The 20694-nt window shown below is 55.1% G+C and carries 12 protein-coding genes and 2 tRNA genes; 9 read left to right on the top strand and 5 right to left on the bottom strand.

The annotated features are described in order from the left end of the window. Positions 1-143: 143 nt before the first annotated feature. The 5 genes from BQ5453_RS00965 to BQ5453_RS00945 all read left to right on the top strand — a co-directional run bounded on the left by BQ5453_RS00965 (position 144) and on the right by BQ5453_RS00945 (position 7784). Positions 144-2042, top strand: coding sequence for an LTA synthase family protein (locus BQ5453_RS00965; protein WP_083361076.1), 1899 nt, complete (start codon positions 144-146; stop codon positions 2040-2042). 410 nt (positions 2043-2452) lie between these two features. Beyond that, entirely contained in the window at positions 2453-3460 is a 1008-nt protein-coding gene (locus BQ5453_RS00960; protein ID WP_071121762.1) for an NAD-dependent epimerase/dehydratase family protein, read from the top strand. Positions 3461-3630: 170 nt separating this feature from the next. After that, on the top strand, positions 3631-4590 hold the full coding sequence (locus BQ5453_RS00955) for a phosphatase PAP2 family protein (RefSeq protein ID WP_071121761.1): 960 nt from the start codon (positions 3631-3633) through the stop codon (positions 4588-4590). A 236-nt stretch (positions 4591-4826) separates the two neighbouring features. Further along, a complete protein-coding gene (locus tag BQ5453_RS00950) occupies positions 4827-6233 on the top strand; it encodes a C1 family peptidase (protein WP_071121835.1) in 1407 nt (468 codons plus the stop codon). A 264-nt stretch (positions 6234-6497) separates the two neighbouring features. Then, complete coding sequence (locus tag BQ5453_RS00945; RefSeq protein WP_071121760.1) at positions 6498-7784, top strand: serine/threonine protein kinase; 1287 nt, start codon at positions 6498-6500, stop codon at positions 7782-7784. A 1240-nt stretch (positions 7785-9024) separates the two neighbouring features. On the opposite strand, the gene BQ5453_RS00940 is transcribed toward BQ5453_RS00945, so the two are convergent. Together BQ5453_RS00940 and rnr are read right to left on the bottom strand one after the other, a co-directional pair. Then, entirely contained in the window at positions 9025-9588 is a 564-nt protein-coding gene (locus BQ5453_RS00940; protein ID WP_071121759.1) for a hypothetical protein, read from the bottom strand. An 89-nt stretch (positions 9589-9677) separates the two neighbouring features. Beyond that, positions 9678-12050, bottom strand: coding sequence for a ribonuclease R (gene rnr, locus BQ5453_RS00935; RefSeq protein ID WP_074027631.1), 2373 nt, complete (start codon positions 12048-12050; stop codon positions 9678-9680). Positions 12051-12215: 165 nt separating this feature from the next. On the opposite strand from rnr, the gene BQ5453_RS00930 reads away from it, so the two are divergent. Further along, positions 12216-12854, top strand: coding sequence for a DUF4294 domain-containing protein (locus BQ5453_RS00930; RefSeq protein WP_083361074.1), 639 nt, complete (start codon positions 12216-12218; stop codon positions 12852-12854). Between the two features lie 224 nt (positions 12855-13078). Here BQ5453_RS00930 and BQ5453_RS00925 read toward each other — a convergent pair whose 3' ends face one another. The 3 genes from BQ5453_RS00925 to BQ5453_RS00915 form a co-directional block, all read right to left on the bottom strand. Then, positions 13079-14188 (bottom strand): Fic family protein, encoded by a 1110-nt coding sequence (locus BQ5453_RS00925; protein ID WP_071121758.1) that lies wholly within the window; start codon positions 14186-14188, stop codon positions 13079-13081. A gap of 293 nt (positions 14189-14481) precedes the next feature. Continuing rightward, the gene (locus BQ5453_RS00920) at positions 14482-16461 is read right to left on the bottom strand and encodes an LTA synthase family protein (protein WP_071121757.1); all 1980 of its coding nucleotides are present in this window, start codon (positions 16459-16461) and stop codon (positions 14482-14484) included. A 165-nt stretch (positions 16462-16626) separates the two neighbouring features. Beyond that, positions 16627-18312, bottom strand: coding sequence for a S41 family peptidase (locus BQ5453_RS00915; RefSeq protein WP_235860002.1), 1686 nt, complete (start codon positions 18310-18312; stop codon positions 16627-16629). A gap of 402 nt (positions 18313-18714) precedes the next feature. Between BQ5453_RS00915 and BQ5453_RS00910 the strand changes: the two genes are divergently transcribed. The 3 genes from BQ5453_RS00910 to BQ5453_RS00900 all read left to right on the top strand — a co-directional run bounded on the left by BQ5453_RS00910 (position 18715) and on the right by BQ5453_RS00900 (position 20653). Then, positions 18715-18788: transfer RNA gene (locus BQ5453_RS00910), tRNA-Asn, on the top strand. Positions 18789-18822: 34 nt separating this feature from the next. Further along, positions 18823-18896 (top strand) — tRNA-Asn (locus BQ5453_RS00905). 164 nt (positions 18897-19060) lie between these two features. Next, a complete protein-coding gene (locus BQ5453_RS00900) occupies positions 19061-20653 on the top strand; it encodes an ATP-binding protein (RefSeq protein ID WP_071121756.1) in 1593 nt (530 codons plus the stop codon). The last annotated feature ends 41 nt before the right edge of the window (positions 20654-20694 follow it).

Below are 20694 nucleotides of genomic sequence, written 5' to 3'. Positions count from 1 at the left end.
TATAAAATCACTAAAAAGGACTGACCATGCCTCTAATCATCACATTTTGCATCACACTTATCCCTACATTCGCTTTTATAGTGTGGCTTAATAGCAACCGGGGCAAGAAGTGGCTTAAGGAAATGTAACACTACCTGCGCACTATGCCCAACAACAATCATAACCCCATACTGCGCCAGGCTATGCGCCTGGTGCTGCTCTATTTAGCACTCGTGCTGGCCGGCACACTGGCCAAACCGCTGTTTGTGCTTGCACAGCCCGCCGCCGTTAGCGGCAGCACGGGCTGGAGCGGCATAGGCCAGGCCATGCTGCACGGCTTGCTGCTCGATGTGGCCACAGCGGGCTACCTCATTGCACCCGTATGGCTGCTGTGCGGCCTGGGCCTGTGGGTGAGGCTGCGCGGCTGGCGCGTGGCCTACAAGGTGTGGGCCGCTGTGGTGGGAGCCGCCCTGGCACTGGTGCTGGTGGGCGATGCCTGTCTGTATGGCTTTTGGCACACCAAACTCGACGCCACGGTGTGGAACTATCTGGCACAGCCCGAGGGCGCGCTGCAAAGTGTGAGCATGGGCTACGCCCTGTGCGCCACATTGGCCGTGGTGGCCGTGGCGGTGCTGCTCTATTACCTGCAGGTGCTCACCTTTGTGCCACGCCGCAAGGCTGCACACGCGCCCAGCCGCAAGGGGGCCACACGCCGCACAAGGGGGTGGTGGACCGCTGCGTGGCTCGTGGCCGGCGGACTGATATTTCTGGGCATTCGCGGCGGTGTGGGCAAGGGCACGGCCAATGTGGGTATGGTGTACTTCAGCCCCAACGCCTTTCTTAACCACACGGCGGTCAATCCGGCCTTCAGCCTCATATCGTCCACTCTCAAGGCGGGCGACTACGGGCGGCAGGCTCACTTTTTTAGCCACGACGAGCGCAAACGCATCTACAGCATGCTGGGCTACAACACCGAGAGCCTCGACACCGAGCCGCTGCTCAACACCACACGGCCCAATGTGCTGATTATACTGATGGAGGGCTGCGGCGGCACCTTTGTCAATGCCGTCGACCCCAAGAGCGACCCGCGCATCACACCTAACCTCAACCGTCTGGCACACGAGGGGGTGGTGTTTACCCAAGCCTATGCCAACTCCTACCGCACCGACCGCGGCACGGTGTGCGCACTGAGCGGTTTCCCATCGTTTCCCGACCTTAGTGTGATGAAGATGCCCTCGCGCTGCGAACACCTGCCAAGCATTGCCTCATCGCTCAAGGGGGCGGGCTATGCCACTGCCTATCTGTACGGCGGCGATGCCAACTTTACCAACATGAGGGGCTACCTGCAAAGCACTGGCTACGACCGCATTGAGGGCGACGAGAGCTTTCCGGTGGCGGTGCGCCGCACACACAACTGGGGCGTGACCGACGCCATCGCCTTTGACACACTCTACCAGCGCATCATGCGTCTGCCGCAAGGCCGCCCGTGGCACGTCACCTTTCAGACACTGGCCAGCCACGAGCCTTGGATTGTGCCCTACAACCGCATCAAGGGCGACAAGGTGGCCAACTCCATGGCTTATCTCGACCACTGCATTGGCACCTTTATCAGCCGTCTGCGGCAGTCGGCCCTGTGGCGCAACACGCTGGTGGTGATGCTGCCCGACCACGGGGTGAACTATCCCGAGGGCATCAGCGATGCCGACGAGCGCCGGAGCCACATTCCCATCATCATGGCGGGGGGCGCACTCAAGGGCCCGCGCGTGGTGACGCAAATATGTAACCAAACGGACTTGGCTGCCACACTGCTGGGCCAACTGCAACTGCCACACAAGCAGTTTGGCATGAGCCGCGATGTGCTGAGCCGCACCTATACTCATCCCTCGGCCGTACACACATGGCAGGAGGGCACTTACTACATGGACAACTCGGGCATTTCGGTGGTTAACCTGCTCACTCAGCCGGCCAGCGTGATGCGCGAGGCACCCCACGCCTCGCAACAGCGTGTCAATGCGGCCAAGGCTTTGCTGCAAACGGCCTACGACCACTTTAGGGGGTTATGAGGGTGATTGGGTTAGGAGGTTAGGTTAGAGGGTTAAAAAGGCACTCTGACTTGCAGGATAGCCTCCTGTTTCTACTTGCACGAGGGTTCTAAATCACAAAGGCTGCTTTTTAACCCCTCCAAGCCACGCTCGCTCAAATGGGGGCGAGGCGTCCCGCCTCGGGCACAAACTGTTACGTTGGTGATTGTGAGCGTTGTCCATTTCACCGACGCGGGACGCGTCGCCCCCATTAGAGATTGGGAGCGTCCTGCTCACAAAGGTTACTTTTTAACCTCATAACCTTATAACCCATTAACCTTATAACCTCCCCCTCCCCCAACCCTGCTCACAAGAGTTACTTTATAACCTCATAACCTCTAAACTCATAACCCCCTCCCCTCATAACCTCATAACCCCTCCTCCCCCACACGATGCACAAGATACTCATTACCGGCGCGTCCGGTTTCATAGGCAGTTTCATGGTTGAACGCGCCCTTGCCGAAGGCATGGAGGTGTGGGCCGCCGTGCGACCCACGAGCAGCCGACGCTACCTGCAAGACGGCCGCATCAACTTTATCGAACTCGACCTGGCCAACAGCACACATCTGCACCAACAGCTCGACGAGCACCTGCAGGCACAGAACGGACGCAGCTTCGACTACGTCATTCACGCCGCAGGAGCCACCAAGTGCCGGCGTGCCGAGGATTTTTTCAGCATCAATGCCGAAGGCACAGAACGCCTGGCCACGTGTCTGCTCGCCACAGGAGCCCTGACTGAGACCGGCCGACTGGTGTTCATCAGCTCGCTGAGCGTGATGGGCCCCATACACGAAAAGGATTATAAGCCCATCTGCGAAGCCGACCTGGCACGCCCCAACACAGCATACGGGGCCTCAAAACTGCAGGCCGAAGCCTTGCTGGCCGACATAAAGGGCCTCAACTACGTGGTGCTGCGCCCAACGGGGGTGTATGGCCCGCGTGAACGCGACTATGCCATGATGGCCGACAGCATACGCCGCCACATCGACTTTGCCGTGGGCTACAAGCCACAGGTCATCACCTTCATCTACGTGGCCGACCTGGTGGAGGCCGCCTTCCTGGCACTGACACATGGCAAGAGCGGACGCCAATACTTTCTGACAGATGGCAAGGAGTATACAAGCCGCACCTTTAGCGACCTGATACAAATGGAGCTCGGTGTGCAACACGTGCTGCACATCACAGCCCCGCTGTGGGTGCTGCGGACCGTAAGCTGGGTGGCCGAACGGGTGGCCCGCCTTGCCGGACGCACCTCGACGCTTAACTCCGACAAATACCGCATCATGCGCCAACGCAACTGGCGCTGCGACATATCGCCCGCACGCAACGAACTGGGCTACCGCCCGCAATGGCCGCTCGTGAGGGGCGTTAAAGCCACATTCGGCGCACAAAGTATTTAGATATTCATTACCAACGCGTTAGCGGATTTAGTAAACAAGTTGACAAGTGTACAGGTTGACAGGTAAGTTTGCCTTCTTACCATTCATACTTTAACATAATAAAGTGTATCGCATACTTACCCGTCAACCCATAATTCCGCCAACAGGTATCACCACACCATATATATTATATGTCTGACACACCAGTCACCACACGCACACATCAAGGTCCCATACTCGTAGAGTGGGCCACATTAGCATACACCCTGTTCACCACACTGCTCATTGTGCTGTTTTGGTCACAAATGGGCAACCCGCTGCAGCTGCTCGAAGGGCGTTGCATGGTAGTGGGCGGCATGGCGCTGCTGTGGTTGTTCTACCACCTGCGCCCCAACAAGTACATACTGCTGCTGCGCTACATCTTCCCCCTGTCGCTGCTCGGCTACTGGTACCCCGACACCTACGAGTTCTGCCAGTTGTTTCCCAACCTCGACTATTTGTTTGCCGCGGCCGACCATGCCCTGTTTGGTTGCCAGCCGAGCATAACCTTTGCACAGTGGTTACCCCAAAAGGTGTGGAGTGAGTTGTTCCACATGGGCTACTTTGCCTACTATCCGCTCATATTCCTCACAGTGCTCGCCCCCCTCTTCACCGACCGCAGCCAGTTCAGCCGCACGGCCTTTGTGGTGCTTGCCAGCTTCTTCCTCTACTACCTCATCTACCTGTTCCTGCCCGTGGCCGGCCCCCAATACTACTTTCATGCCGTGGGCACGGACGTGATACAGAGCGCCCACTTTCCACAGCTCGGCAACTACTTCCGCTACCACACAGAGCTGTCTCCCTCGCCTGGCCCCGATGGATTCTTCCGCGAGTTGGTTGAGAACACCCAAAAGACGGGCGAGCGCCCCACGGCAGCCTTTCCGTCAAGCCATGTGGGCATGAGCACGGTGCTCATGCTGCTGTTGTGGCGCAACCGCCGCTACCTGTTTGCCATAGCCTTTCCGTTCTACATATTCCTGTGCTGCGCCACAGTATATATTCAGGCACACTATCTGGTCGACGTGTTCGGTGGTTTGGTAACCGCCCTCATCTTCTTCAAACTGACAGATTGGACGTACACGAGATGGCGGAAGATTAGAGTAGAGGGTTAAGAGGGTTAGGGGGTTAAAAAGGCACTTTGGCTTATTGCCCCCAAGATTGGTAGTACATCCAGTCTTACCCACAAGAGTTACTTTTTAACCCACTAACCCCCTAACCTCTTAACCCTTTAACCCAATAACCCCTTAACCCCCTAACCCTTTAACCTCCTAACCCATTAACCCATTAACCCCCTAACCCTTTAACCTCCTAACCCACTAACCCATTAACCCCCACTATCAACATGACTATCAAGCCCATTATTACCTTGGCCCTGGCGGCCATGACGCTTGGCGCTGCCGCACAGACGGTGAGCGCGGGCAAAGGCGGCATCACTACCGAAATGCTGCAACAAATCAAAAAAGCTAACAAGACAAACCCGGCCGACCGCGCACTGCGCAACGCCCTGGCCGGCACAAGCATCAACCAGCTTGCCACCAATGCCGACAATGTCGACGCACACGACACACACTTCAGCAACGAGGTGCCAGGCAAAGGCATTACCGACCAAAAGAGCTCGGGACGCTGCTGGCTGTTCACTGGCCTCAACGTGATGCGCGCCAAGATGATACAACAACAGGGGCTGGGCAGTTTCCAGTTCTCGCAGAGCTACAACTTCTTCTACGACCAGTTGGAAAAGTCGAACCTCTTCCTTCAGGCTGTGATAGACAATGCCAGCAAACCCATGGACGACAAGTTGGTAGAGTGGCTCTTCAAAAATCCACTGAGCGACGGCGGCACCTTTTGCGGTGTGATTGACGTGGTGAGCAAGTACGGCCTTGTGCCTGCCGAGGCCATGCCCGAGTCGTACAATGCCAACAACACACAGCGCATGGCCTCGATACTGAGCCTCAAACTGCGCGAGTACGGCCTTACACTGCGCAAAATGGCCGCTGCGGGCAAGAAGGGTGCCGAACTCGAAAAGCAGAAGGTGCAGATGCTTGCCACCGTTTACCACATACTGTCAATATGCCTTGGCGAGCCCGTGCAGCAGTTTACGTGGACACCGCGCGACGCCAGCGGCAAGGCTCTGGCCGAGCCACAGCTGTACACGCCCCAGGAGTTCTATAAGAAGTATGTGGGCACCGACCTCAAGGGCTCGTATGTCATGCTCATGAACGACCCCTCGCGCCCCTACCACAAAACGTACACCATCGACATGGACCGCCACTCATACGACGGCATGCAATGGACATACCTCAACCTGCCCGTCGACGAAATCAAGGCCATGGCCATAGCCTCTATCAAGGACTCGGTGATGATGTACTTCTCGTGCGATGTGGGCAAATATCTCGACTCAAAAACGGGTGTGCTCTCGCTCAAGAACTACGACTACGAGTCGCTCTTCGGCACCACCTTCCCCATGACCAAGGCCGAGCGCATCAGCACATTTGCCTCTGCCTCGAGCCACGCCATGACACTTATGGCTGTTGACCTCAATGCACAGGGCAAGCCCAGAAAGTGGATGGTCGAAAACTCGTGGGGCGCCTCGTCGGGCTACAACGGCCACCTTATCATGACCGACGAATGGTTTGACGAGTACATGTTCCGCCTGGTAGTAGACAAAAAGTATGTGCCGGCCGCCACGCTCGAGTTGCTCAAGCAAAAGCCCGTCAAACTGCCCGCCTGGGCCCCCCTCTTTGCCGGCGAGGAATAACTCCGCGCGCCGCGCCGCCACGCCTCAGCATACAAGCCCAAAGGCGTGACACGACAAGACACAAAAAAGTGGCAGAGCCCCCTTTCCTAACAGGGCTCTGCCAATAGTTTTTGCATCTCTTTCTTGCGATTTTTATAATCACTTACAGTTACATTGCATACACGCGGCAACGCTTTGCGCTATGTATTGATGTTGCAAAGGTAAGCAATTAACTGCCGAGGTGCATTCTCCAAAATTAACCAATACGCAATTCTTATCACAGGAATGATGAAACCGGATAGCGAAGGATCAGAATTGTTCTGCACAGACGATGGCACACTGAGTCAAGACTTCATGGATATGGAGGTGACGTACAGCGGCGCCACTACCATGCTGTTGCGCGCCAGGCGCGACGGAAAGTGGTGGGTGATCAAGGCCCTGAGCCCGGCTTGCCGCCAGCTCGACCTGTACCGCAACCTGCAGCAAAAGGAGTACGACATACAACATCAGTTTGACCACCCACACATAGCACAAGCCTACAGCCTTGAAGAGGTGCCCGGCTACGGGCGCTGCATTGTGATGGAGTGGGTTGACGGCCTCAACTTGCGCCAATGGCTTGCCACCAAGCCCCGCCGGCGCGAAAGGCTCAAGGTGCTGCGCCAACTTGTCGACGCCATTGAGTGTCTGCACAGCCGCCAGGTGGTGCACCGCGACCTCAAGCCCGAAAATGTGATGATCACGCGCAACGGCCATAACGTCAAGCTCATAGACTTTGGACTGGCCGACACCGACAGCTACTCCGACTTCAAGCAGCCATCGGGCACAAAGGGCTATGTGTCGCCCGAGCAGCGTGTAGAGCGCACCACCGACTGCCGCAACGACATCTACAGCCTTGGCTGCATCATCACCGACCTGCACCTGGGCCGCCTCTACAACGCCCTGGCGCAGCGCTGCAAAGCGCCCATCAAGCAGCGCCTGCCAAGCATTGCAGCACTCAAGCAGCTGCGCAAGCGCAAGCAACGCATTAGCCGTGCCGTGACTGCCACCGTGGCAGCCATACTGCTGGCACTGGCCGGCTGGGGAGTGTACCTGTCGCAGGAGGATAACGGACGGCCGCGCTTTGAGCAGGTGGCACAGTTCCAAGTGGCCAACATAAAATACACCTCGTGGGGCGGGCTGGTCGCATCGGCACAGTTGGCCTACGCCAAAGAGAAGAACGTTGTAGTGCCAGCAAGCGTCACTCACGACGGGCTGACATACTTGGTGAGCGAATTGGGCTTCAACAGTTTCAGGCACGACACTCTGCTGCGCAAGGCTGTAGTGCTGTGCGAGGCCGACACTATGAACATACTGGCGGGAGGCTTCAAAGGGTGCAACAATCTGAAGGAGCTATACCTCATATCGAGCAAGTTCGTAGGTATTGGCAGCGATATATGGAAGTGCCCCATCGACTCGCTATTCGACGCGCACCACTACAACGACGTCACACTCTACGTGCCTGCCGCACAACTGCAGTTGTACCGCCGCAGCGCATGGAGCAAATTCAAGCATATCAAGCCTGTCGTCAAGTAGGCTCGCAATAGCACACACATTATTAGGCGAAGGGGTTCAAGCACCAAACGCTACTTCAAGACGCAAGCACAAAACGCAAGCACTAATGGGGGCGACGCGTCCCGCGTCGGAAAAATGCTATGTTCATACACAGAATAAAGGCTCGCAGACAGCAGTAATTACACGCTTGTCTGTGAGCCTTTGCCTTACCCGACGCGAGACGCGTCGCCCCCATTAGTGCTTGCGTTGTGAGGTAGCGTTGTGAGGTAGCGCTTGGTGCTTGTGCAGTTAGTGAGTTATTGGTGCACAAAGTGCAGGTGCACAGCCCTGAAATATTTGTTTGGTGATTTTGCCTGCACCTTGCACTTTTTGTCGTAACGCGTTGGTAATCATCGCTTTCGTGTGTGTAGGTAGTAGCCGTTTTTGTGTACACGCCTGCCTGCACAAGATGCTTGCACGCCCTGGCGTATTTATGGTTGTGACATGGCGGTGTTTGTGTATGGGGAGGTAGAATATTCGGTTGCTCCGAAAGCTCTTTCCACCTCCCTATGTTGTGATATGTAGCAGTGATGTAAGTGCAAGTATAGTGCAAGTGTTGTGTAGGTAAGTGCAAGTAAAGTGTAGGTAAGTGCATGCACTGTGTAGGCATAGTGCAAGCGTGCATACACTGCGTAATGCTCTGATATTCAGCTTGTTAAAAGCAAAAAGTGCAGGGTGCAGGCACTTTTGTGTTTCTTGTTTGTTGTTAAGCGCAAGTGTTAGCCGCTAACGCGGTAAACAGAAGAACATAAGGACAAAAGAACATAAGATAACGTTCGTGTTTGCCGCTTACCGCGGGAACATAAGAACATAAGCTACATAAGAAACATATAAGGCCGCTGCGCGGCTGACGGCCACGGACTACGTCCGGGTGGCCTCAAGAAACATAAGGGCTGACGCCGTAGCGTGCCTTGGCAGCCGCTAACGCGGCAAACAGAAGAACATAAGAACATAAGAACATAAGGGCTGACGCCGTAGCGTTACTATATGTAATACTACGGCGTCAGCCCTTATGTTTCTTGAGGCCACCCGGACGATAGTCCGTGGCCGTCAGCCGCGTAGCGGCCTTATATGTTTCTTATGTAGCTTATGTTCTTATGTCTCCGCGGTAAGCGGTTAACACAAACGTTATATCTTATGTTCTTTTGTCCTTATGTTCTTATGTCTCCCGCGTTAGCGGCATACCCAAGTTAGGCTGTCCGTCAGTCAAAAAGCACATCTGTCACTTGCTGATGGGGGGGGTAAAATCGGGCGTGATGCCCACGCCGCCCTGCTTGCCTATGAGGTAAACAAAGGGACCTTTGCCCTGATGTCGCAAATTGCTGAGCACAGCCATTTCGCCCTCAACAAACGACTGGCAAGTAAAGGTGTCGCCCACATATAACTTAGAGTTCTCAACCTCCACCACCTCAAAACTGTCGTTGCCCACATAGCGCACCAGCATACGGCGGTCGGGGCGCCACGTGAGCGTGAGCACATCGCCCTCGCTCAAGTTTGCCGACATGTAGCAGCGTGTTTGTATGGCGCTCGACGCATAGTCGGCATGCAGCCCCCGCTTAAAGGCCTCGTAGTCGGCATAGCCCAAATAGCGCGAGAGCAGATTGAGCGTATAAGGGCTCGGGTGGCAATAGTCCGTTTGGTGGCCCCACAACCGCTTGAGCGTAGTAGGACTGATATATTCGCCAGTTGCATTGTGCAGCAACTGGCTGAGCCACACAAAGTCGGAGTGCGTGTTCATGGCACGCTGCACGTGCCGCTCTATTTCGCTGGTTAAAGTATTCTGCATAAAAGGTTAGAATATAAGGTCAAGGAAAGGAGATTGAGAGCCAGGCGCATACACCGTCATACCCGGCAGCCCCTGGCCCTCACGTGTCTTTATTTTGCCGCGCGTTTGGCACGGCCAGCGCGCGGACGCTTATTCTTCTTGGCATAGTTCTTTTTGCCGCCCTTAGCCTTTTTGGCTTCAGGTGGCGGCACGGGTGCGCCCCCACCCTTGGCAGCCTTTTCGGGCTTTATGTCACCCCCCTCGTCGCCCACCAGGGCAAAGTCGAGCTGGCGACGCTCAAGGTTAGCGCGCTCCACGCGTATGCGCACCTTGTCGCCCAGGCTGTAACGCTTGCGGTAGCGGCGGCCCACCAGGCAGAAGTTGCGCTCGTCGAACTCATAGTAGTCGTCGAGCAACAAGCGCAGCGGAACCATGCCCTCGCACGAGTTCTCGGTAATCTCCACATACAAGCCAAACTCTGTCACACCGCTCACTGTGCCGTCGAACTCCTGGCCAATGCGGTCGGCCATGAACTCAACCTGCTTATACTTGATAGAGGCGCGCTCAGCCGTGGCAGCCAGCTGCTCCATGTTCGAGGCGTGCTCGCACAAGTCCTCATATTTTGTCTGGCTCACCGAGCGTCCGCCCTCAGCATAGCGTGTGAGCAAGCGGTGCACCATGGTGTCGGGATAGCGTCGTATGGGCGATGTAAAGTGGGTGTAATAGTCAAACATCAAGCCGTAGTGGCCAATGTTGTGTGTGCTGTAGCGCGCCTTCATCATGGCACGCAGCGCCACCATTTCAACCACCTCTTCCTCCTTTTTGCCCTTAATGTCTGAGAGCAGGCGGTTAAGGCTCTTGCTCACCTCGGTTTTGGTGCCCTCGGTGCGTATTTTATAGCCAAAGCGTGCCACAAAGCCGCTGAGTTTCTCCATCTTTTCGGGGTCGGGCACATCGTGAATACGGTAGACAAACACCTTTGGCTTCCGGCCGCGCGGCACTACGGCTATCATCTGTGCCACACTGCGGTTGGCCAGCAACATAAACTCCTCAACCAGCTTGTTGGCGTCCTTGGCCACCTTGACATAAGTGCTGATGGGGTGCCCCTTTTCGTCCACCTCAAAGCGCACCTCTGAGCGGTCAAAGCCTATTGAGCCGTTTTTGAAGCGTTTGGCGCGCAGTATCTTGGCAAATTTGTCAAGTTGTATGAGTTCGGCCGCATATTCGCCCTCGGGCTCAGCGCCAGCGGGTAGTGGTTCGGGGTGTTCGCCCGGCAGGTTGAGGTCGGCCTCTGAGGCCACGCCGTTGCGCTCGAGTATGGTTTGCACCTCCTCGTAGGTAAAGCGGCGGTTGCTCTTGATCACCGTGTGTGCCAGGTGCCAGTCCTTTATCTCACCCTTGTCGTTGATGTGGAATATGGTAGAGTAAGCCAGTTTCTCCTCATCGGGTCGCAGCGAGCATATAAAGTTGCACAAGCGCTCGGGCAGCATGGGTATGGTGCGGTCAACGAGGTACACACTGGTGGCACGCTTCACGGCCTCCTTGTCAATGATGTCGCCCTCCTTCACATAGTGCGACACATCAGCAATATGCACACCCACCTCCCACAGGCCCTTTTGCAGCTGGCGTATTGACAGCGCATCGTCAAAGTCCTTGGCGTCGTGCGGGTCGATGGTAAAGGTTGTCACCTCTCTAAAGTCCTCGCGGCGTGCTATCTCCTCGGGCGTGATGTCGGGCGAGAGTTTCTCGGCCGCCTTCTCCACCTTTTCGGGGTAGGTGTACGGCAGTCCGTACTGCGCCAGTATGGCATGCATCTCGGCATTGTTCTCGCCCTGCTTGCCAAGTATGTCCACCACCTTGCCAATGGGGCTTTTCGAGTCGCTGGGCCACTCAATAATCTTTACCACGGCCTTGTCGCCGTTCTGTCCGCCGTTGAGCTTGTCTTTGGGTATGAAGATGTCGTTGGCCAGCGAGCGGCTCTCTGTCACAAGAAAGCCGTAGCCACGCTCCACCTGCAGTTGTCCTACAAAGGTGTCGTTGGCGCGTTCAAGTATTTCGGTCACCTCAGCCTCGCGTGTGTGTCCGGCGCGGCGTGCCAGCATGGTCACTCTCACGCGGTCGCCGTCGAGCGCGTGCAGCGAGTTGCGCTCACACACCAGTATGCTCTTGCCGCCATCGTCGGGCACAAACGAGTTGCGCCCGTTGCGCTTGCGCACAAATGTGCCCTCCATCACGTTAGAGCGCACAGCATTGCGGTAGTGCCCCTGTCCGTCGGAGGTTACATAATCGTCGAGCACCAAATCGTTGAGTGCGTCCATCACTATCATTTTGGCCGGGTGGTTGCTTGCCTTGAAGTGGGCAAACAGGTCCTTCACGTCATATTCTTTCTCAGGGAACTCGTTGAACAGGTCGACGAGTTGCTGTGCCACGGCCTTTTTCTTAAGGCGCGAGCCAGAGCCTCCCTTTTTATCTTTCTTTGCCATAATTTCATGGTTTTGTTTTACAGCTGCTCCCAAGAGCGGGCTTAATACTTACAAAGTAACGATATTTTTCGGGAAAGTGCAAAGTCTTTAATATATAATAACGCTGTAAGAGATACAAACTTCGTACTTTTGTTGCCAAATAAGCCAATAACAGTATACTATCAGATGTTATACAAAATAATAGTCATGCTATTCATGCTGCTTGCCCCCTGCGCCCCCATGCTGGCGCAGCAGCCCACCGACGATGCTGCAAAGCAGAATACGGAGGTGGAGGAGGTGGAGGTGCCCATTATGACGCAGATGGGCACCGTGCAGTACAAGGGCAAGACCATTCCGCACATTATCATGCCGGCGCTGCCAAAGTATGCACCGCTCACGTTTAAGAACGACCGCGAGCGGGCGGAGTACAACCGCCTGGTGTACAACGTAAAGAAGGTGCTGCCATGGGCCAAACTGGCCAAACTTACCATTATCGAAACGGTGGAGGTGCTCGACCAGCTGCCCGACAAGCGCTCGCGCGATGCCCACATCAAGGAGGTGGAGCGCGGACTGAAGGCGCAATATGGCCCGGCGCTTAAAAAGCTGACGCGCTCGCAGGGGCGCCTGCTCATCAAGCTGGTCAACCGCGAGTGCAACCAGACGGGCTACGCCATAGCCAAGGCTTTTATCGGCCCGTTCAAGGCCAACCTGTACCAGGGCATTGCCGTGCTGTTTGGCAACAGCCTCAACAAGAAGTATGACCCCGACGGCGACGACCGGTACACGGAGCGCGTGGTGCGCATGGTGGAGGCTGGTTTGATATAAAAGGCCGCCTTTGCTGTTGAGAGGGTGTGTCAAAACTCAATTTGTGCGGGCTGAATCATCGTGCAAGGCGAATGCAATCAAGCTTGCTTGAATTGCTGAGCCGCAGCCGATGATTCAGCCCGCACAAATCGAGTTTTGACACACCCTCTTGATTGTAAGACACCTCGCATTTGTGAAATAATACGTGTGTTATGAGGGTGTCCTAACGCACGAAAATCACATAATCATTCCACCAACGTATAACTTGTGCTACGTCCACCCTCGGCAGCTGGTTGCAATATGCCTTTCTTTATCAAATCATTGATGTCGCGTGTGGCAGTATCTTGCGAGCAATGGTTAATCTTATACCATTTTGAAGATGTGAGCTTGCCCTCGAAGCCATCAAAAAGCATATTTACAACTTTGCGCTGCCGATTGTTGATAGGAGTTAAGCGATGTTCCTGCCAAAACTTCACTTTACGCACCACATTCTCTGTCTTGAGCAGAGCAGTTTGAAGAGCTTGCTGCAAAGTGTGCAGAAACCATGATATCCATTGCGTTACATCGGCTCCACCATGTTGCGCACGCTCTAATTGCACGTAATAGTCCTTACGATGCGTCAAAATCTCGGTAGACAGACTATAATAACGCTGCGAGGTTTGATCGGCCTGCGAGAGCAGAAGTTCGGTGATGGTGCGACAGATGCGTCCGTTACCATCGTCGAAAGGGTGTATGCTAACAAACCATAGATGAGCAATGGCGGCTTTGACAACAGGGTCGATGGGCTGCGAGGTATTCACCCAAGTTAGGAATTCCTGCATCATATAGGGTACATCGTCGCTTGGTGGAGCTTCATAGTGTACCGTTTCATGCCCCATTACGCCCGATACCACTTGCATGGGTTCCTCGCCTCTTCGCCATTGCCCTACATCTATCTTATAAAGTCCACTTCGGCCCATGGGGAACAAGGCCGCGTGCCAAGCAAACAAACGCTGATCGCTGAGAGGCGCAGCATATTGGGTAATAGCATCTACCATCACTTGCACAACGCCCTCCACGTAGTGATCGGCAGTGGGTAATCCTTCGTACTTCAATCCTAACTGCTTGGCCACAGATGAACGGACGCTATCACAATTAAGGATTTCGCCCTCTATTTGGGCAGAGTGAATAATCTCTTCGGACACAGAGTTGAGCACCGACTCGCTTTGTGCTTCAAGTCCGAACATCGAAATTCTGCCCAAGAGTTTGCCACGGAGCATATTCACCATAGCCAACGACTGGCTAAAGGACGTGCTATCCCATGTAAAATGAGGCCAATCGGGCTGCTGCCATATATATATGTTTGCTCTTGTCATGCCTGTCCTTTTAATGAGTATTGCTTACAATTACATGCAAATATAGTGCATAAAGCGGAAAAGCACGCACTTTTGCGGAGAATAGACGCCTTAATCTCCGCAAAATGTGCGGAGATTAAATTAAGAGCGAGGCGGAAATAGGGCGGATGGATTTTCGCCACTTCTGTTATAGGGGGCTTCTGTTCACCCGTTTTTAGAGTCATAAAGTAACCCGTTGGCGGATCTCTTCGTCAACGGGTTACTTTAGCATTTTGTTATAACACAATCATCTGCACATTAGCCGACGCACTGCATCAGTGCGTGCGCGTCATGCCATGCTGCACCATATACTCTGTGGTTTGCAGCAAGGCAAACACATACTGCCGCAATGGCGCAAAAGCTGGCGAGAAACTGGTGGGCACAGGCCGCCCGTCGGGCGCTATGTTATAGCAATAGGTCTGTTTCAGCTCAGCATTGTAAAGGAAGAGCTGGCGGGCGTTGCGCGCGGCTATCATCTTGTCGGCCGTGTAAAAGGCTGCCGGACGCGGCGCGTCGTGCAACAAGTCGAGGCCAAAGTTGTTCTGCACATAAGGCAAACGCAACAGGCCTAATATGGTGGGTGCCACATCTACCTGGCCCGCAAACTGTGTGCGCTCGGCGGGCTTGAGCCACGAGGCATGGAATATGAGCGGAATGTGGTTAAACGACTCCGGCAGTTCGGCATCGGTCTGACCCAGCAACTTGCCATGGTCGCCAAGGAACACAAACAGCGTGTTGCGCGCCCAAGGCTCCTTGCTCACAGCCTGCATAAACTGCCCTATGCAGTGGTCGGCATAACGCACTATCTGCTGCTCGGGAGCAAGTCCTGGTGTCTGAAACTCGGCAGGCACCACAAAGGGCGGGTGGTTGCTGATGGTGAGCAGCGTGGCAAAGAATGGCTTGCCACTGGCCGCATGACGGCGCAACACTGGCAGGGCATAGCTGAACAAATAGTCGTCGGGCACACCAAAGTGGTTCACCACACGGTTTTTGGGATAGTTCTCTTGAGCATATATCTCGTCATAGCCGTTGGTGCGGAAAAAGGCGTTCATGTTGTCGTACTGGCTCTCGTGTGTCATAAAGAACATGGTGCTGTAGCCAGCCTGCTTCAAGGTGTTGGGCAACCCCGTGTAACAAGGTATGCTCGAGCCCTTCATGGCATTGCGGAACATGATGGACGGAAAGGAGTAGAGCGTGGCATAAAGGCCGTGGTTGGTGTGGTTGCCGGCCGAATAGCAGTTGGCAAAACTCAGCGAGTGGCTGTACAGCGAGTCAAGACAGGGGGTGAGGCCGGCCTTGCAGCCAAAGCGGCCCATCAGTTTGGCCGACATCGACTCCATGAGCACCACCACCACATTGCGGCGCACGGGCTGGCTGTCGGGCTCCACCCGCCGCGCTATGGGCGATATGCCCTTGATGCCTGTGCGTCCATAGTACTGCTGCACCAGGCGTATGGCCTCAGCATCGGGCATGAGGTGCAAGGTGCGATTTTCAGGACGCAGGTCGTCGAGCGTGCTGTTGAGCAGGCAGAACATGGGGTTGACGCCCACATTGTTGAGCACCGGACTGCTGCAGAAGTAGGCGGCGCTCACCTTGATGGGATTGTAACCCAAACGGCCGCGAATGCCCAGGAAGCAGGCGCCGCACAGGGCCAGGGCCACCAGCAGTTTGCCACCGGCGGAAAGCCACCACCGCACACTTTTCAAGTCATACGCGGCGGGGGGCACGACCTCGGGCCAATGCTTGAGCGCACGGCGTCGCATATACCACAAAAAGACCGAAAACAGGGCGGTGGCCACCACAAACAGAACTATGTACAGATAGTATGAAGGCTCGCCAAATATCATGCCAAGGGTGGTGCCGCCATAGCCGGCCCAGTTCCATATTGAGGCGTTGAGCACCTTTGAGAAGTAAACAAAGTAGGGTATGTTGCCGGCTGTGGCCATGAACACCAGCGTGTACCACACACCAAACCACACGCCCGCGGCACGCAGCATCCATTTGCGCACAAGGCCAAAGGCACCGGCCACACACCCCACCACAAGGGGCAGGGCCATGATGTAGCAGGCTATCACATTGTCAAACCACAGACCGCGCACAAAGGCGGTGGCCACAAGGGCGGGCTGACCGGCTACGTCGGGGGTGAGCATGTGGCTGACCGACAAATAAAAACACACGCGCATGAGCGTGAGCAGCACAAGGGCCGCAAGGTGAATGCCCAACAGGTAGGCTATGGGCTTGATAAAGTATTTCACAGGGATTTTGTTTTAGTATGGGATACGGGGGGGATATTGGTTGACGGGGTAACGGGTAAGTTTGCCAAGTTTCTTGTCATTCTTACTTTAACATCATAATGTGCAGGGCATACTTACTTGTTAACTCGTTAACTCGTCACCCCGTCAACCAATAATCAGCGAGTGTCACGCATCAGGCTCGCCGCTCAATATTTTGTGCATCTGATGTGGGGTGCCAAACATCTTGACAGCCTGTTGCACATCTTTGTCATTCTTGAGGTCGTGCTCCTCGCGTCCGGCCTCATAGTAGAAGTGTTCGATAATGGCCCCCTCCACTATGCCACGTATCTCGCGCTCCCAACGCTTAAAGTCGTAATCCTCGTTGTGCGTGAGCTTGCTCTCGAGCGCATCAAGTTCAGCCTTGGCCTCGGTTTCGTAGCCCTCGAAGCGTGCCATCTTGCGCAGGGTCGACAGCAGTTTGAGGCTCTGGCGGTCGTAGCTGAAGTTGTGCTTTTTCATGTAGGCACAAAAGTCGGCATACTCCTCGTCGGTGAGCTTGAACTTTGTGGGACCGGCTATGTTGGCATGGGCGGCGCGGTACTGCACACAGTAGTCGAAGAGTTGGGTGCTCTCCTGCAGGTAGATGAGCAGGTTGGGCACACTGTCGGCCGGGGTTATCACGTCGGGCGTGATGCCGCCACCGTCGCGCACAATGCGTCCGGCAGCAGTGCGGAACTCGTGCGCCAGCGAGTCGGGCAGGTGCACGGGCAACCCGTCCTCAAACTTGTAAGCCTGCACACAGCGGCCCGAGGGTATGTAGTACTTGCCCGTGGTGAGCTTGAGTATGCCCTTGTAGGGCAGTTCGCGGCTTTGCTGCACAAGGCCCTTGCCATAGGTGCGGCGGCCCATGATGAGGGCGCGGTCGTAGTCCTGCAAGGCGCCGCTCGTAATTTCGGCTGCCGAGGCCGAACCCTCGTTGGTGAGCACTATGATGGGCAGGTCGGTATCTTGTGCGTCGAGGGTGGTCTTGTAGGTGTGGTTGAGCTCCTTCACCTTGCTGCGTGTGGTCACCACCTCGCGGCCTCGGGGTATGAACAGGTTGACGGTCTTGACAGCCTCCTCGAGCACCCCGCCGGGGTTGTTGCGCAGGTCGAGCACAAGACGACGGGCACCCCGCTGCTTGAGGTCGACCAGGGCACGGCGTATTTCGTTTGACGTGCCGTCAATAAACTGCGACAGGCGTATGTAGCCCACACTGTCGGCCACCATGGCGGCAAGTGTCACACTGGGGCGCGTGATGTTGCGCCGCGTAATTTTGTAAGTGTACGTACGGCCGGTGGTGGGGCGGCGCACCTTGAGTTCGAAGGTGGTGCCCGGCTCGCCGCGCAGCTGGTTGGTCACACTGTTAGCGTAGTCGGTCTGTGCTTTTTTGTCGGCCGAGGTGCAGGGGTCAAGCTGCTTGCCGTCAATGGCCATTATTATGTCGCCTGGCAATATGCCCACCTGGTCGGCCGGCATGCCGGCAAAGGGTTGGGCCACGATGCAGCGCTTGAGGTCGGGACGGAAGGTGGTGAGGGCGCCTATGCCCACATACTTGCCTGTGGTGAGCTGGCGCAGGTCGGCGGAATTGTCCTCGGCATAATACTCGGTGTAGGGGTCGAGCATTTCGAGCATGTAGTTGGCGGCATTGTCAATGTTCTTGGCCGCATCGAGGGTGTCGACATAGTAAAGGTCGAGGTCGCGGTACAGGGCATTGAATATGTCGAGGTTCTTGGCCACCTCAAAGTTGTGGTTCGAGGTGGCGGTCTGTGCGCTGGCAGCCATGGTCATGGCAGCAAGGCAAATGGTGATGATGCAACGTATCTTGTTCATTGCGTAATGGTTGGTGTTTCTGTGGGTAGTGTGTGGCACCGTGCGGGCAGGGTGCCGTTTTATTTTGCGCCATGTGGCGCCGGGAGGGGGTGATAAAGGCGGAGGCCACGCCAGCGGACTGGTCGTCGCCGACAAGCAACATGACATTAGCGCCTTGCCGCCTCTTGTATGTAGTGCGCCGCATTAATGGGCTGATTGAAGCTTTTCGTAAATAGATTTCGCTGATTTTCAGAGCGTTTCCTACTCATACATGAACATCTGCATAGGCATTTCCAACACCCCGTATTCGCTTCATCGTAATTTTTTTTGAAAATTTCTGTGCAAAGATATAGCTTATTTCAAAATTATACCTTACCTTTGCACCGCAATTCGGCAAAAAGTGGTAAGTTTTTATTACACACTGCTTCAGTAGCTCAGTTGGTTAGAGCACCTGACTGTTAATCAGGGGGTCGTTGGTTCAAGCCCATCCTGAAGCGCACTTAGTAGAATTTATCACAGCCGTATTGTTAGGCTTCAGTAGCTCAGTTGGTTAGAGCACCTGACTGTTAATCAGGGGGTCGTTGGTTCAAGCCCATCCTGAAGCGCATCTTTCAATCTCTTTCGGGCCCTTGCAATGATTTATTGCAAGGGCCTCTTCTTTTTGTACGATTTGTGCGCCCTTGGGGGCTTTTATTGAAAATGTGCGGACTTGGCGCAACCGCCTTTTATTCGTATCTTCGCAAACACAACCGCTTTATACTCTGAAATTATGAAATTTCCCATTGGCATACAAGACTTTAAGAGCATCATCAAAGATGGATATCTCTACATAGACAAGACCGACTTGGTTTACCAGCTCGTGAAAGGCGGAAAGACCTACTTTCTGAGTCGCCCGAGGCGATTTGGCAAGAGCCTGCTTGTATCCACGCTCGAATACTACTTTAAGGGGGAGCGCGAACTGTTCAAGGGGCTGGCCATTGATGCGCTGGAGAAGGATTGGGAAAGCTACCCGGTGTTTCACGTGGACTTTAACGGCACGAACTTTGAGGACGGCATGACACTGGCCAACAAGGTGGAGGATTATGTGACCGAGTGGGAAGCGCAATATAACTTTGCCGCCAACAAGCAGTTGGGCGCAGGCGACCGCTTTGCGCAGCTGCTGGCGCATGTGCACAATACCACGGGCAAACGCTGCGTGGTGCTGATTGACGAGTATGACAAGCCGCTGCTCGACGTGATGGACACGGGGCTTAAAGTGAAGGTGAACGGCGAGGAGCGCCTCATCGAGGACTACAATCGCAGCATTCTCAAAGGCTTCTACTCCACCTTCAAGGCGGCCGACGCGCATCTGCAGTTTGTGCTGCTCACGGGCGTGACCAAGTTCTCGCAGGTGAGCGTGTTCAGCGGCTTTAACCAGCCCGACGACATCAGCATGAGTGCCGCTTTCCAGGCCTTGTGCGGCATTACGCAGCACGAATTGGACAACTGCCTGGGCGGCGAGGTGGCCGAGATGGCGAAAGAATATAACGTGTCGGCTGAGGAGATGGCGCTCAAACTGAAGGACCGCTACGACGGCTACCACTTTAACAGCAAGATGCTCGACATTTACAACCCCTTCAGCCTGCTCTCTGCATTGAAAAACAGGGAACTGAAGGATTACTGGTTCCGCACGGGCACGCCCACTTACCTCATACGCCTGCTGGCACACAACCACGAGAACCTTAACGACCTGACGGGACGATACTATGCCGCGGCCGACTTTGTGGACTACAAGGCCGATGTGGAGCGCCCGCTGCCCATGATTTATCAGAGTGGCTACCTCACTGTAAAGGGCTATGACGAACTGACGGAGACGTTCCTGCTCGACCTGCCAAACAACGAGGTGAAACGCGGCTTTATCACCGCACTGGCCAACAATTACCTTAATACGCCCACTCCCGTCACGACCGAACTGACGGGCATGATTCACTCGTTGGCCAAGGGCGACCTCAACTTGCTGCACAAGCAGCTCACGGCATTCTTTGCGAGCATTCCCTACTCGATGCGTCGCAAGGAGAACGAGCGTGAAAGGGAGCGCTACTTTCACTACACTTTCTACCTGATGTTCAGACTGATGAGCACCTACCTTGTGCTGACTGAAAAACAGCAGAGTGAGGGACGCGCCGACTGCATTATCGAAACACCCAAACACGTGTACATATTTGAGTTCAAACTGGACGGCACAGCTGCCGAGGCCCTGGCACAAATTGAGGCCTGTGGCTACAACCGCCCCTATGCTGCCGACAAGCGCCACCTGCACAAGGTGGGAGCAAGCTTTTCGTCGCAAACGGGCACCATCGAGGAGTGGCTGGTGGAGGACTGACGCATGGTGAACCGTTTTGAACCGATAAACCTATAATCTCT

This window comes from Prevotellamassilia timonensis, from assembly GCF_900106785.1.
Taxonomy (GTDB): Bacteria; Bacteroidota; Bacteroidia; order Bacteroidales; family Bacteroidaceae; genus Alloprevotella; species Alloprevotella timonensis.
The sequence above is the reverse complement of the archived record's forward strand: the minus strand, read 5'-3'. Positions and strand labels throughout refer to the sequence as shown.